Origin of the sequence: Nocardia cyriacigeorgica, from assembly GCF_005863245.1 — a bacterium.
In the GTDB taxonomy this organism is placed as follows: Bacteria; Actinomycetota; Actinomycetes; order Mycobacteriales; family Mycobacteriaceae; genus Nocardia; species Nocardia cyriacigeorgica_C.
In genome coordinates, this window is record NZ_VBUT01000002.1 from 186,994 (window position 1) to 200,585 (window position 13,592).

Below are 13,592 nucleotides of genomic sequence, written 5' to 3' on the forward strand. Positions count from 1 at the left end.
GACTTCAGCTCTCCGGAATCTCGACGACGACATGAGTGGATTTCACCGAGGCCACGGCCACACTGCCCACCTCGAGGCCGAGCTCGTCCACCGATTCCCGGCTGACCAGCGACACCAGCCGGAACGGTCCGGCCTGCATCTCCACCTGCGCCATGACGGTGTCCTTGACGATGCGCGTCACGATGCCGCGCATGCGGTTGCGGGCCGAGGCGGCGACGGTGGTGCCCGCCTCGGGTGCCTCGGCGGTGGCGCGCAGGAACTCGGCCAGGTCACGCCCGCTGATGCCCTTGCGTCCGTTGTCGAGCTGAATCGACGGCAACCGTCCCTGATCGACCCACCGGCGCACGGTGTCATCGCTGACACCGAGCAGGGCCGCCGCCTCACTGATCCGCAGATTCGACACGATGTGGAGCATATTCCCGCATCTGCGGAAATCAAGCCGCCGTCGTGATCGTTATCGAACCTGCCCACTACCGGTGCGACGGGGTGAGGTGGCGGAAATGCCGTGTTAGCGTCCGCTGCGTGGATTCGAAGCCGTCGCAGGTTCAAACCTTTCCCGTCCTCGAGCCGTACGCGTCCGGGCTGCTCGACGTCGGCGACGGCAACCGGATCCACTGGCAGACCAGCGGGAATCCGCAGGGGAAACCCGTTGTCGTGGTGCACGGCGGCCCCGGTGCGGGTGGCGGCGGCTCGCGCAAGAGCGCCTTCGATCCGCAGATCTATCGCATCGTGCGCTTCGACCAGCGTGGATGCGGCCAGAGCCTGCCGAACGCGGCCGACCCGAGGGTGAGCCTGGCCGTGAACACCACCGAGCATCTGATCGCCGATATGGAGCGATTGCGGACCCATCTGGGGATCGACCGATGGATGCTGTTCGGCGGATCCTGGGGTTCGACACTGAGCCTCGCCTACGCCCAGCGGTTCCCGGAACGGGTCACCGAAATCGTCCTGGTAAGCGTCACGATGACGCGGCGCGCAGAAGTCGACTGGCTCTACCGGGGCGTCGGGCTGCTGCTGCCTCGGGAGTGGGAGCGCTTCCGCGACGGTGTCCCCGCCGCCGACCGCGACGGTGATCTGGTCGCCGCCTACAGCCGACTGTTCGACCACCCGGACCGGCAGGTCCGCCTCGATGCCGCGCGCCGCTGGTGCGAGTGGGAAGACGCCGTCATCGCGCACGAAACCACCGGCTCGCCCGGCCAGTACAGCGCGAAATCCGAATCCGCCATGCTCACCTTCACCCGCATCTGCGCCCACTACTTCGCCCACGCCGCCTGGCTGCCCGACGGCCAACTCCTGCGTGAGGCCCACCGCCTCGCCGGCATTCCCGCCGTGCTCATCCACGGCAAACTGGACCTGAGCACCCCACTGCGCACCGCCTGGGAATTGGCAAAGGTGTGGCCGGACGCCGAACTCCAGGTCATCGACGACTCCGGGCACACCGGAAGCCCGGCCATGGGGGAAGCGGTGCTGTCGGCCATTGCGCGATTCGGGCGGTAATCGGTTCGGGCGTCGAAGGGGCACGCCCGTCTCGGCGGATCGCTGAAACCACAGCCCCGCAAGCGGAACCACTGGCCCGGGGCCTCGGGTCGGCAGCGGGGGCATCCATCGACGCCGGAAGACCCACCTACCGCGGTCGGTTCGCGTAGGAGACCGGAGGCCGGCCGAAACCTGCTGCCGCCCGGCGCTCGGCTAAGGCGTCAACCGGAGAACCATCTCGTTCTCCACTCGCGGGTCGCCCGGCCGGCACGGCTGTGATCGGCCGGTGCGTCGAAACCCGTTGCGCCGGTAGAGGTTCTCCGCATGGTGATTGCCGTCGAGGACCCATAGGCCCAGGCTCGGATGACCGCCGGTGCGGGCCCAATCGATCACCGCGCGCACCAGCCGGTCGGAGACCCCGCTGCCGCGAGCGACCGGATTCACCCACATCGACACCAACTCCGCCGGCCCGTCCGCCAGCCAGCCGGCCGCTGAACCGATGGGACCGGTGTCGTTCTCGGCCACGAACAGGGTCCGTGGGGCGGCCCATTCACGCCAGCGCTGTTCGTCCCAGGTCGACGCTTCGGCGAACGTCGTACTGAACGTGCCCGGCGGTGATCCCGCGAGCGCGTCCAGGCCGGACGGCCCGCGCGGTTTCCCATTCCTCGGCAGGCACCCGGCGCACGATCATCATCCGATCGTGCGCCGGATCAGACTCACCCGCAAGGGAATTGATCAGTCCCTGGGTCCACCGGCCACATAGATGACCTGACCCGAGACGAAGCCCGCGCCCTCACTGGCGAGGAAGGATGCGGTGTGCGCGATGTCCTCGGGGTAGCCGACCCGGGCGACCGGGATCTGCGCGGCGGCCGCGGCCTGGAAGTCCTCGAAGGAGGCGCCGACGCGGGCGGCGGTGGCGGCGGTCATATCGGTGACGATGAAGCCGGGCGCGATGGCGTTGGCGGTGACGCCGAACTTACCGAGTTCGAAGGCCAGGGTCTTGGCGAAGCCCTGCATGCCCGCCTTGGCGGCGGCGTAGTTGGCCTGGCCGCGGTTGCCGAGCGCCGAGGTGCTCGACATGTTGACGATGCGGCCGAACTTCTGCTCGACCATGTACTTCTGCACCGCCCGCGTCAGCAGGAACGCGCCGCGCAGGTGCACGTTCATGACCGCGTCCCAGTCGTCGACGCTCATCTTGAACAGCAGGTTGTCGCGGAGGATGCCGGCATTGTTGACCACCACCGTCGGCGCGCCGAGCTCCGCTTCGAGTCGCTCGACCGCCGCCGCCACCGACGCCTCATCGCTGACGTCGGCGCCCAGCGCCACCGCCTGGCCGCCGGCTTCGGTGATCGCGGCGACGGTGTCGGCGCAGGCGCTCTCGTCCAGGTCGAGCACACCCACCTTCATGCCGTCGGCGGCGAATCGTGTGGCGATCGCCGCGCCGATTCCCCGCGCGGCACCGGAAACTACTGCGACCCTCTCGGCCATGAATCGACGTCCTTCCTCGAAGTAACTGCTTCGCTGCCATCTAACACCCGGTACGTGACCGTGCGTCGGCGTGTCGAGGCCGTCGTGGTGTGACAGTGTGGGGGACTCCTGCCCGGCGGCATCGCGGGTATGAGCGACCACAACGGGATCACCGCAATTTGCTGTATTGGCAAATTTTCTTGCCAGGATCGAGAACCTTCCGGATCCTCGTGTGCGGAGGTGGTCACAGTGACCGATGAGCTGACAAGCAGCTATGACGTGGTGGTACTCGGCGGCGGAGCCGCAGGACTGAGCGGGGCGGTGACGCTGGCCCGGTCGCGGCGGTCGGTCGTGGTGATCGACGCCGGCCAGCCGCGCAACGCCCCGGCCGACGGTGTGCACGGCCTGCTCGGCCGCGAAGGCATGCCGCCCGGCGAGCTGCTCGAGCGCGGCCGGGCGGAGGCCCGCGGGTACGGGGCGCAGATCGTCACCGGCGAGGTGCGCACCGCCCGGCGCGACGGTGACGAATTCACGGTCACCCTGACCGATGGCCGCTCGACCCGCGCTCGCCGCCTGCTGGTGGCCTCCGGGCTGACCGACGTGCTGCCCGACATCCCAGGCCTGCGCGAACGCTGGGGCCGCGACGTGCTGCACTGCCCGTACTGCCACGGCTGGGAGGTGCGCGATCAGGCCATCGGCGTGCTGTCGAGCAGCCCGATGTCGGTGCATCAGGCGATGCTGTTCCGGCAGCTGAGCGACGACGTCACGTTCTTCACCCACACCGCGGCCGAGCCGACCGGTGAGGTGGCCGAGGAGCTCGCGGCGCGCGGGATTCGCGTGGTGACCGGTGCGGTCGCGGGACTGGAGGTCGAAGCCGACAGGCTGGTGGGTGTTCGCCTCGCCGACGGCACCGTCATCGCCCGTGAGGCGCTGGCGGTGGGGTCGCGCATGGAGGCGCGGGCCGGATTCCTGGCCGATCTCGGGCTGAAGCCAGTGCAACACCCGATGGGCGTGGGCGAGCACATCGCCGCCGATCCGATGGGCCGGACGGACGTGCCGGGCGTGTGGGCGGCGGGCAATGTGGTGGACCTGTCCGCTCAGGTGGGTGCCGCTGGTGCCGCGGGAACCATGGCCGGCGCGCAGATCAACGCCGACCTGGTGGCCGAGGAAACGCGGCGGGCCGTTGCCGCACTGCGGGAGCAGGTCTCGCCCGAGGTCGAACTCGCCGAGCAGGGTGCGGAAGAACGCGCTCTCGGATAGGCAACGACCAGACCGATGGGCCCTCGACCCGCCGGGTGGCGCACACCCGGCGGGAGCGGCGCCGTTCTGGAGCCGGGCAGCGGCGAACCCGCTGCTCCCGGACTCCGGGCCGACGAACACCACAACCGAAAGGACAAGCGTGACCGAGGAATTCGGCAAGGAGTTCTGGGAGGCGCGCTACCACGACGCCCACTCCGCCGACCGCGAGCCCAACCCGCACCTCGTCGGCGAGGCGGGTGATCTACCGCCGGGCAAGGCCCTCGACGCCGGCTGTGGAACAGGGGGTGAAGCGCTCTGGCTGGCCTCCCGCGGCTGGCAGGTGACGGCCGTCGATATCTCCGAGGCCGCCCTCCGGCGCGCCAGCGACCGAGCCGAGGCCGCAGGCCAGGACATCGCCGCCCGCATCGCATGGCAGCAGGCCGACCTCACCGAATGGCGTCCTCCCGCGGAACACTTCGACCTGGTGTGCACCCACTACGTGCACACGTCCGGTTCACCGCAGGACCTTGTCGCCCGCCTCGCCGCCGCCGTCGCATCCGGCGGCACACTGCTCATCGTCGGTCACGCCCCGGGCGACCACCTGTCCAGCCATGCCCACGGCTCCTCGCCGCATGTGCACGTCACCGCCGCCGACATCGCCGCGGGGCTGGACCCGGACCGGTGGGAGGTCCAGGTCGCCGAGGACCGTTCCCGGCAGACCATCGGCCCGCACGGCACCGCGGTCACGCTCGAGGACACGGTGTTGCGGGCGCGTCGCGTGTGATGCCGTCCGCGCGATGCAGCGCGGCAGGCGAGCCTCCGCCCGCCGTCGTCGTGGTGATCGCAACAGTCGGCGGCGGCTCCACGCCGCTAGCGAGGAGCCGCCGCCGAGTGCGCGAGTGCGCGAGACGGTTCAGTCTGGCGTCACGATGGCGAAGTTCTTGTCGCCCGGATCGAGGACCCTCGCAAGACGTTGCAATGCGGAACTGTCGCCACTGATCTCGATCCCCGCCGCACCGCCGGACAACCCGCCGAGAGCCAATGCCGGCAGGTTGTGCCGGGTGGTGGTGAGGGTGGCGTCGGCCTCGCCGGACTGGGGCCGGCCGCTGTAGGTGAGAACGCCGTTGGCCAGCCGCAGCCGGTACCGCTCATCGGTGTCGGTGAGAACCACGTCGATGGCCAGGTTCTCGTCCCAGGCTTTCGGACCGTTGACCTGAATGGCGATGGCGTCGAACAGCATCGTCGGCGAGAGCTGGATGATGACATCCGGTGCGGTGGTCTCGGTCGGTGTGCCGAACTGCCCTTCCCGCAGCTCGGTCATGCCCGACAGATACCAGCTGCGCCAGGTGCCGTTCTCGGCGCCGTACCCGAGCTGCTCATAGGTATCGGCCAACAGCTCGCGCGCCGCGGCATGGTCGGGCTGGGCGAACACCACATGGTTGACCACCTGGGCGACCCAGCGGAAGTCGCCGGCGTCGAAGGATTCACGGGCCTTGGCCACCACGGTGTCGGCGCCGCCCATGAACTCGACATAGCGTTTGGCCTGCTCGACGGGCGTGTGCGGCCACAGGCTGGCCGGGTTGCCGTCGAACCAGCCCAGATAGCGCTGGTAGATCGCCTTCACGTTGTGCGACAGCGAACCGTAGTAGCCGTGCGCGCTCCACGCGTTCTCCAGCGAGGGCGGCAGCTCGATCGCCTCGGCGATCTCCGGTCCGGTCAGGCCCTTGTTCATCAACCGCAGCGTCTGATCGTGCACGTAGGCGTACAGGTCGCGCTGGGTGGACAAGAACTCGACCACCCGCTCGTTGCCCCAGGTCGGCCAGTGGTGCGAGGCGAAAACGACCTCGGCCTCGCCGCCGAACAGGTCGATGGTCTCGGTGAGGTAGTTGGCCCAGCCGTGCGGGTCGCGCACCACCGCACCGCGCAGCGTCAGCAGATTGTGGAAGGTGTGCGTGGCGTCCTCGGCCGCGCACAGCGCGCGGAAGTCCGGGAAGTACACCAGCATCTCCGACGGCGCCTCGGTGTCGGGCGCCATCTGGAACACCATCCGCACCCCGCCGACGGTCTCCTCGTGCCCGGTGGTGGTGATGATGTCGGTCGGGGCGATCAGTGAGACCGTGCCGATCGACAATGTCTGACCCAAACCGGCGCCGACCTGGCCCTGCGGGCCGCGCGCGAGGGCCGCGCCGTACATGTAGCCGGCCCGGCGGTTCATCGCGGTCCCGGCGTACACGTTCTCCGACACCGCATGCTCGAGGAACCCTTCCGGCGCGAAGATCTTCACCCGTCCGGCGTCGACGTCCTCCTGGGAGACGAACCCCTTCACACCACCGAAATGGTCGGCGTGCGAGTGGGTGTAGATGATCGCCTTGATCGGGCGATCACCGCGATGCTGCCGATACAACTCCAGCGCCGCACGTCCCGTCTCGGCCGACAGCAGCGTGTCCACCACGACGACACCGTCATCACCCTCGATGAACGAGGTGTTCGACAGGTCCATCCCGCGCACCTGATAGATCCCGGGAACGACCTCGAACAACCCGTCGACCGCCGCCAGCTGCGACTGCCGCCACAGACTCGGATTCACCGTCTCCGGCGCCGGACCGTCCAGGAAACTGTAGGTGTCGTTGTCCCACAGCACCGTCCCGTCCTCGGCCGTCACCGCATTAGGGGTGCGCCGCGCGATCAGCCCCCGCTTCGCGTCCTCGAAATCCTGCGTATCGGCGAACGGCAGAGTCTGTTGCAGCGCCTGATGCTGACGAACGATGGTCTCCGACGCCGGCCTCGATGTCATCGTCATGCGGGCCAGTGTGGGTTCCGGGACTCGTTGCCCACTTCACCCGACGAGGGTGAAAACCGGCCGGACCTTCCTCGGCCGCGTGCTCAGGCGGGGATCTGGTGCTCGGTGTCGGATCCGTCGAAGGGCGGGTAGCTCTCACTGCCCGATGCCTCGGCTGCCGCGATGTAGTCGGCGAGGGCGTTGCGGGAGCGGGTCAGTTTGTCGAGCTGATCGTTCAAGCGGTCCATCCGCGAGCGCATCGCGTCGAGTAGTTCGGGGCAGCCGGGCAGGTCGGGGGCTTCGCCGGTGGCGCAGGGCAGCAGGTAGGCGATGTCGTCGCTGGACAGGCCCGCGTCGAGCAGGTGCCGGATCTGGCGCACCCGCAGCACGGCGTCCTCGGGGTAATCGCGATAGCCGTTCGGGCTGCGGTCGGCCTCGAGCAGGCCTTGCGCTTCGTAGTAACGCAACTGGTGGGCGTTGACGCCTGTCCTGCGGCTCAGTTCCCCGATCAGCATCGACACCTCACTTGACCTTCAGACCGGTATGAACGTTGATCATGCTGCCATGACCAACACCGCAACACCCGTGAGCATTCTCGGACTCGGACTGATGGGGCAGGCGCTGGCGCGCGCGTTCCGGAAAGCCGGGCATCCGACCACCGTGTGGAACCGCACGCCCGGCAAGGCCGATGAGCTGGTGGCCGAGGGCGCGCGACTGGCGCCGACGGTCGCCGATGCGATCGCGGCGGATTCACTGACGATCATCTGCGTAAGCGACTACCCCGCCATGTACGACCTGCTCGGTGCGAGCAAGCTCGAGGGCGCGACGCTGCTCAACCTGACCTCCGGCGACTCCGCGCAAGCCAGGGAAGCCGCCCGATGGGCCGAGCAGAGCGGCGCCTACTACCTCGACGGCGCCATCATGGCCATCCCGCAGGCCATCGGCACCGCCGACGCGGTGATCCTGCACAGCGGGCCGGAGAAAGTGTTCGAGAAGCACCGATCAACACTGGAAGCGCTGGGCAGCGTCACCTATCTCGGCCCGGACCACGGGCTGGCATCCCTCTACGACGTGGCGGGCCTGGCGATGATGTGGAGCGTCCTGAACGCCTGGCTCCAGGGCACCGCGCTGCTGCGCACCGCCGGGGTCGACGCCGTCACTTTCGCACCATTCGCGCAGCAGATGGCGGCGGGCGTGGCGGGCTGGCTGCCGGGACACGCGGAGCAGATCGACGCGGAGTCCTTCGAGACCGAGGTGGCGTCGCTGGACACCCACGTGCGGACCATGACGCACCTGATCGAGGAATGCGAGGCGGCGGGTATCAATGCCGAACTGCCGAAGTTGATCAAGTCGATGGCGGATCGCTCGGTCGCGGCCGGGCGCGGTAGACAGGAATATGCCGTGCTGATCGAGGAATTCGCCAAGCCGGGCGCTGCCTGATCAGCGCTGCCAGAAGCGGTTTCGCGGCGCTCGCGATCGCCGAGATCGAGCCCCGCGCACGGTCGCGGATCCGGCGGCCGGACGCGGGGTATCCAGGTCCGCGCTCGAAATTCGGTGGAGTCCGACCCCGGCTTCAGTACAAAGGTCCGGCGGGGGAGTACCGACAGCAGCCGGGGGACCGAACCATTCGAAAGGACCGGCCGTGAACGAGACGGACGCCATCGCCGCCAACCGCGCGAACTGGGACGACCGCGCCGACGTCCACGCGCGTTCCCAGATGTACGACGTGGACGCGTTCCTGGCCGATCCCACCGAGATCTCGCAGGTCGTGCGCAACGATCTGTCGGTGCTCGCACCGCACCTGCCGGCCACCGGGGTCGACGGTCGTTCGCTGCTGCATCTGCAATGCCATATCGGCACCGACACCGTCTCCTGGGCGCGCCTCGGCGCCGTCGACGTGCACGGCCTCGATTTCTCACCGAACTCGCTGCGTCACGCGGCCCGGATCGCGGCCGCCGACGGCCGCGACATCACCTGGGTCGAAGGCGACGCCCGCTACGCGTCCGCGGCGATCGACCGCCGCTTCGACACCATCGTCACCAGCACCGGAACCATCGTCTGGCTGCCGGATCTCACCGACTGGGCGCGCTCCATCCACGAGCTCCTCGAACCGGGCGGCGTCTTCCTCGTCCGCGACGACCACCCGATTCTCAGCGCCATGGACTATCAGCCGTGGACCATCGGCGACGATTACCTCAGCGGCGGCGGCGTGCTGACCTACGAAGATTCCGGCACCTACACCGAGAATTCGGAAGGCTTGATCGAGCACACCACCAACCACGAATGGCGCCACGACCTCAGCGAAGTCGTCACCGCGTTGCTGGCCGCCGGCCTGAGAATCGAAGCCCTGCACGAGCTTCCGTACATGGACTGGCCCGCCTTCTCCGACCTCGAGCCCTGCGCCGAAGGCTGGGCCCTGGCACCTGGCCACCCGCGTATCCCGCTGAACTTCGCCGTCGTCGCACGCCGAGCCTGAGCCCAGGCACCCGCCGCCTACGCCCCCTGTGCCGCTCGGGCCGGCGTGAGATGGGTGACCTCACACAACCACCGCCCCTCCCGCCACACGAAAACATCGGAACTCCACTCGTCGTTCTCGAACCGCTCCCCCTGAAACACCCCCGTATTGACCACGCGAACGACGACGACCGCAACGTCACCGAGGTCGACCACCGACGTCACCTCGCTGCGGAAGGAGTCGTGCGTAACCGCCCCACTCCCGACCGCCGCCAGGAACCGGCTCCCGCTCATCACCCCATCCTGCGAGACGAACATCCACCCCGGAGTAGCGAAGGACCCGATGCGCTCCGCATCGTTTGCCAGGAGCGCCTCGTCCCAGTCGCGAAACAGCCGGGTAAATGAATCGAGACCTGCGGATACTTCTTGTTTCATCATGAACCGAACGATCGCACCGCCACGCCCGATCCGTCTTGGACAAATGGAGCAATCCGAGGCATCGCAGGCTGCACTTCGGCTCGGACCCGGACCTGCGCACAGTGCTCAGCGCCGCTGATCCAAGGCCTGTTGGATCAGTGCCCGTGCGGCGCTGCCTTTCCGCCGGGTACTCCCGTCACTGGTCGACGTACTCCCGGTACGGCGTCGACATTTCCCACAAGCGTCGTCGCACCTCGCGGCAATGTCCGACCACGGCCGGATCGGTGGTGACCGCCAGCCCCGCCGGCTTTCCCGCCTCGCTCACCAGGTTGTACACGACCCGTGTGTTGTCGATCAGCCACCAATCGTCCGGTGGCACGTCACCTGCGGCATGACGCGGCACGTACCGGATGTCCTCGCCTGCATCGACATTGCTGCCGGTCACCGAGAGCAGCCATCGGTGGTAGTCGGTGTGCGGCTCGGTCACGACGCGCACCCGGCTGACCCGCACGCCGCGAGCCGCGGCACCACGCATGAGCTCGATCCAGCGATCTTTGTGCTCGTTCGGTAGCGCCGGCTCACCGTCCATGAACCGCCGCAACCGCTCCGACTCGGACGGAACGGCGTATGCGTCACGAACTTCGAGGTGAAAGGCATCGGCCTTGCAACCGCGGAAGAGCGAACCCCAGTCCGGTGGATCATTCGGCAGGTAGAGCACCGTTGTACGCCCTCCTGGTCGTCGGCACCTCGATATGTATCGTAGGCTTTCCACGCTCGAACCGGGCCTGAGTAAGGACCTCAGCGCCGGTGGTCCAAGGCTTGTTGGATCAGCGCCCGGGCGGCGCTGCCTGTCACCGATTGTCCCGCGAGCACGTCGAAGGCCCGACCGTGCACGGCTATTTCTCGCGGTTGGGTGATGGTCAGCTCGGCCACGGTGGTTTCGACCATCACCATCCGGTTGTCGAAGATGACCATGTTCGACATCGGGACGCGGTAGGGCGCGCGGGCCGGGATGATCCCGAATGTCACGCGCGGCATATTGATCACGGCGAGCAGTCGATCGAGTTGGCCGATCATGACGCCGTCGTCCCCGACCGTTGTGTGCAACGCTTGCTCGGAAACGACGAAATGGAACCGGTGGTCGCGGCGGTACAGGATCTGCTGGCGTTCCAGGCGTTTGGATACACCCGCGTCGAGATCATTGGGAATCTGCTGAAATTCGATGACGTTGCGGAGGATCTCGCGCGCGTACTCCGCGGTCTGAAGCAATCCCGGTACCAGGAAAGGGTGATACACCCGCATGCATTCGGCTTCGGATTCCAGCTTGATCGACGTGTGTTGGCGGCGTTTCGTTCCGGTGCCGAGGATCCGCCGCCATTCGAGGTATGCGGCGTCGATATTCCGAAGGCTGGCTATCAGGTCCGGAATCTGCTGCTCGGCATCGGTATAGGTACACCAGGCGCGCACATCGGCTTCGGTCGGCTTGGTCTTCCCGTACTCGATCTTCGAGACCTTGGTCTGGTGCCAACCGGCTCTACGAGCCAGCTCGGTCCCGGTCAAGCCGGCATCGTGGCGAAGCTCCCGGAGCCGTGCCCCGAGAGCCTCTTTTGCCTCGTCGAGCGAACTCGTCACTCGTGATAGTCCTGTAGTGGCACAGTCATCGACCACACCCGATCTCACGCGTCGAATGTAGTCCACGATCACCGGGTCGGTTGTCACAGCACCTCCTTGCCACCGGCCGGATGTATCGAACACAGTGAAGGCGACTGTGGAGTCGTCGAATAGCCACCAGTCGTCGGAGGTCAACTCGTCGGGCCGGATCAGATGGCGAGGAAGGTACCGGACATCCTCGCCGGCCTCCGCGTTCATGCCTGCGACATGCTTGGCGTACCTGGTGTAGTCGTTATGCGGAACCGAAACCACGCGTGCACGGTTCACCGCTACACCCCGATCGGTGGTCGCGCGGACATGGTTCAGCCACGGCTGAAACCATTCGAAGTCCTGGGGCTCATTCGCGAGGAACTTGCGCAGTGGTTCGTATTCGGGGGTGTAATAGGAGTCCTGCACCTCGAGGTGGAACGCCTCGCGCGACGGAACTACCCGGCGCAATACCGATGCACCGGGCGGCCGGCGGCGAGACCGAGTTCAGCTGAGCCCGGCCAGCTTGTACAGCACGAGCGATCCCGCGACCGCTACGTTGAGGCTGTGCCCGGTGCCGACCATCGGGATCTCCACGGCGAGATCGATTCGTTCGAGCCCTTCGGGCGGAATGCCGTCGGATTCGTGTCCGAGTACCACGACGGCGCGGCGCCGTGCCACTGGTAGGTCGGCGAGGCGGATGGATTCGTCGGTGAGTTCTACGCCGATCACGGCCGAGCCGCCGGCACGCTGGCGGTCCAGCCAGCGGTCGACGCGGCCATCGATCCAGTGCACGCATTGGCGGTGGCGCAGGGTATTTCCCTGGGCGAGCGCGTCGGGGACCCAGGGGCGGCGGGGGACGGCCAGGCAGGCGCCGACGGCGTCGCAGGTGCGCAGCAGGGTGCCGAGGTTGACGCCGTGCTTGGGCCACAGGGGCGCGGCGATGAGGTGGTTCCAGCAGCCGTGCGAGCGTCGGCGGCGCTGGCGTCGCAGTTCCGGGCGGGTGCGTACCCGCGCGGCGCTCATCGGCGGGCGGGAAGTTCCTTCCCGGGAAACGCGAATGCGGCGGTACCGCATGAGGGAACGGTGTGATTCACAGCGACGATGCTTGGCGGCGCATCAAAGCCTTCGACATGGCCTGCCATCGGAAGGGCCGGCCGGGTGTCTCCACCATACCGGCCCTCCCGCAGTCGGCGATTCAGGGGCGCAGTACCGAGACCAGGAATTCGGTCTGGTCGTGCACGGCCTGCTCGAACAGGTCGTCGAAGTAGATGTCGAAATGTCCTGCGTCGTAGCGCTTCACGATGGCGTGCTTGGTGCGTTCGGCGGCGCGCAGCGCGGGTTTGACCGGTGCCACCGAATCGTTGTCGCACAGGGCGTACAGCACGGGCATCTTGAGTGCCTTGGCGCGCCGCCCGGGGGCGTCGAACAACGCCGAGAAGGCTACGCGTGCGGCGACTTTCGGCTGGTAGCTCTCGCTTTCCTCGGCGAGCCTGCCGAAACCCTCGGGTACGTCGGGCGCCGACATCAGCGCGGCTGCGCGCTTGCGTCCGGCCAGCCGCACCGGCACCGGCTTGCGCCGGATCGGGCCGATCAGCAGGTCAGTGGCGGCGATGGTGGCCACCTTGGTGAGGCTGGTCGGGCCCTTCGCCATGGCCGAGGCCCAGCCGCTGGTGAACGGCACCTGCGCCACCACGGCGGCGATATAGGCGTCGTCCGGTGCCACCGACAGCACGTGCCCGCCACCGAAAGACGTGCCCCACAGTGCGATCCGGGTGGCGTCGAAGCCGCGGATGGTGCGCGCGTAGGCGATCGCCGCATGCCAGTCCTCACGCTGACGGGCGATGTGCAGCAACTGGCGCGGTGCGCCCTCGCTGGCACCGAAATGGCGGTAGTCGAAGACCAGCACCCCCATCCCCGCGGCCGCGAACCTGCGCGCGTACCGATCCAAACCCATTTCCCTGTTGGCCCCCAGGCCGTGTCCCATCACCACGAGCGGGCGGGGTTTGGGCACGCCATCCGGGCGGTAGAGCCAGGCGGCGCACTGCTCTCCTCCCGACGGGAAGCTGACCTCGACACGTTCCATGGTCGATTAACTTACCGAGTATCCTGGGCTGGCGGA

The 13,592-nt window shown here is 67.8% G+C and carries 15 protein-coding genes; 5 read left to right on the forward strand and 10 right to left on the reverse strand.

Annotated features, from left to right (window positions below):
- Positions 1-4: 4 nt before the first annotated feature.
- Positions 5-403 (reverse strand): TOBE domain-containing protein, encoded by a 399-nt coding sequence (locus FEK34_RS04165; protein WP_014349959.1) that lies wholly within the window; start codon positions 401-403, stop codon positions 5-7.
- A gap of 119 nt (positions 404-522) precedes the next feature.
- On the opposite strand from FEK34_RS04165, the gene pip reads away from it, so the two are divergent.
- Entirely contained in the window at positions 523-1,497 is a 975-nt protein-coding gene (gene pip, locus FEK34_RS04170; RefSeq protein ID WP_138446535.1) for a prolyl aminopeptidase, read from the forward strand.
- Positions 1,498-1,689: 192 nt separating this feature from the next.
- On the opposite strand, the gene FEK34_RS04175 is transcribed toward pip, so the two are convergent.
- The gene (locus tag FEK34_RS04175) at positions 1,690-2,148 is read right to left on the reverse strand and encodes a GNAT family N-acetyltransferase (protein ID WP_138446536.1); all 459 of its coding nucleotides are present in this window, start codon (positions 2,146-2,148) and stop codon (positions 1,690-1,692) included.
- Between the two features lie 63 nt (positions 2,149-2,211).
- Positions 2,212-2,964, reverse strand: a complete 753-nt coding sequence (gene fabG / locus FEK34_RS04180) for a 3-oxoacyl-ACP reductase FabG (protein ID WP_138446537.1) — start codon at positions 2,962-2,964, stop codon at positions 2,212-2,214.
- Between the two features lie 228 nt (positions 2,965-3,192).
- On the opposite strand from fabG, the gene FEK34_RS04185 reads away from it, so the two are divergent.
- Together FEK34_RS04185 and FEK34_RS04190 are read left to right on the forward strand one after the other, a co-directional pair.
- Positions 3,193-4,203, forward strand: a complete 1,011-nt coding sequence (locus FEK34_RS04185; protein WP_138446538.1) for an NAD(P)/FAD-dependent oxidoreductase — start codon at positions 3,193-3,195, stop codon at positions 4,201-4,203.
- A 139-nt stretch (positions 4,204-4,342) separates the two neighbouring features.
- On the forward strand, positions 4,343-4,966 hold the full coding sequence (locus tag FEK34_RS04190) for a class I SAM-dependent methyltransferase (RefSeq protein WP_138446539.1): 624 nt from the start codon (positions 4,343-4,345) through the stop codon (positions 4,964-4,966).
- Between the two features lie 129 nt (positions 4,967-5,095).
- Here the strand turns inward: FEK34_RS04190 and FEK34_RS04195 are convergent, their stop codons facing one another.
- The gene (locus FEK34_RS04195; RefSeq protein ID WP_212748710.1) at positions 5,096-6,976 is read right to left on the reverse strand and encodes an alkyl/aryl-sulfatase; all 1,881 of its coding nucleotides are present in this window, start codon (positions 6,974-6,976) and stop codon (positions 5,096-5,098) included.
- 89 nt (positions 6,977-7,065) lie between these two features.
- On the reverse strand, positions 7,066-7,476 hold the full coding sequence (locus tag FEK34_RS04200) for a MerR family transcriptional regulator (RefSeq protein WP_138446541.1): 411 nt from the start codon (positions 7,474-7,476) through the stop codon (positions 7,066-7,068).
- A gap of 49 nt (positions 7,477-7,525) precedes the next feature.
- On the opposite strand from FEK34_RS04200, the gene FEK34_RS04205 reads away from it, so the two are divergent.
- On the forward strand, positions 7,526-8,401 hold the full coding sequence (locus FEK34_RS04205; protein ID WP_138446542.1) for an NAD(P)-dependent oxidoreductase: 876 nt from the start codon (positions 7,526-7,528) through the stop codon (positions 8,399-8,401).
- A 202-nt stretch (positions 8,402-8,603) separates the two neighbouring features.
- The gene (locus FEK34_RS04210; RefSeq protein ID WP_138446543.1) at positions 8,604-9,437 is read left to right on the forward strand and encodes a class I SAM-dependent methyltransferase; all 834 of its coding nucleotides are present in this window, start codon (positions 8,604-8,606) and stop codon (positions 9,435-9,437) included.
- Between the two features lie 17 nt (positions 9,438-9,454).
- On the opposite strand, the gene FEK34_RS04215 is transcribed toward FEK34_RS04210, so the two are convergent.
- From FEK34_RS04215 to FEK34_RS04235, 5 genes are all read right to left on the reverse strand, one after another.
- Complete coding sequence (locus tag FEK34_RS04215) at positions 9,455-9,853, reverse strand: nuclear transport factor 2 family protein (protein WP_138446544.1); 399 nt, start codon at positions 9,851-9,853, stop codon at positions 9,455-9,457.
- A gap of 175 nt (positions 9,854-10,028) precedes the next feature.
- Entirely contained in the window at positions 10,029-10,550 is a 522-nt protein-coding gene (locus FEK34_RS04220; protein ID WP_249358782.1) for a DUF6879 family protein, read from the reverse strand.
- Positions 10,551-10,630: 80 nt separating this feature from the next.
- A complete protein-coding gene (locus FEK34_RS30580) occupies positions 10,631-11,941 on the reverse strand; it encodes a helix-turn-helix domain-containing protein (RefSeq protein WP_249358783.1) in 1,311 nt (436 codons plus the stop codon).
- A gap of 36 nt (positions 11,942-11,977) precedes the next feature.
- Entirely contained in the window at positions 11,978-12,496 is a 519-nt protein-coding gene (locus FEK34_RS04230; RefSeq protein WP_138446930.1) for a TrmH family RNA methyltransferase, read from the reverse strand.
- A gap of 172 nt (positions 12,497-12,668) precedes the next feature.
- Positions 12,669-13,556 carry an alpha/beta hydrolase gene (locus FEK34_RS04235; protein ID WP_036535083.1) on the reverse strand — a complete coding sequence of 296 codons (888 nt, stop codon included), beginning with the start codon at positions 13,554-13,556 and terminating at the stop codon, positions 12,669-12,671.
- Between the last annotated feature and the right edge of the window lie 36 nt (positions 13,557-13,592).

What these genes read in the sequence shown, in the direction of transcription:
- fabG (WP_138446537.1), bottom strand. Translation starts at nt 2,964, where the DNA reads ATGGCCGAGAGGGTCGCAGTAGTTTCCGGTGCCGCGCGGGGAATCGGC.
- FEK34_RS04195 (WP_212748710.1), bottom strand. Translation starts at nt 6,976, where the DNA reads ATGACATCGAGGCCGGCGTCGGAGACCATCGTTCGTCAGCATCAGGCG.
- FEK34_RS04200 (WP_138446541.1), bottom strand. Translation starts at nt 7,476, where the DNA reads ATGCTGATCGGGGAACTGAGCCGCAGGACAGGCGTCAACGCCCACCAG.
- FEK34_RS04205 (WP_138446542.1), top strand. Translation starts at nt 7,526, where the DNA reads ATGACCAACACCGCAACACCCGTGAGCATTCTCGGACTCGGACTGATG.
- FEK34_RS04215 (WP_138446544.1), bottom strand. Translation starts at nt 9,853, where the DNA reads ATGATGAAACAAGAAGTATCCGCAGGTCTCGATTCATTTACCCGGCTG.
- FEK34_RS04230 (WP_138446930.1), bottom strand. Translation starts at nt 12,496, where the DNA reads ATGAGCGCCGCGCGGGTACGCACCCGCCCGGAACTGCGACGCCAGCGC.
- FEK34_RS04235 (WP_036535083.1), bottom strand. Translation starts at nt 13,556, where the DNA reads ATGGAACGTGTCGAGGTCAGCTTCCCGTCGGGAGGAGAGCAGTGCGCC.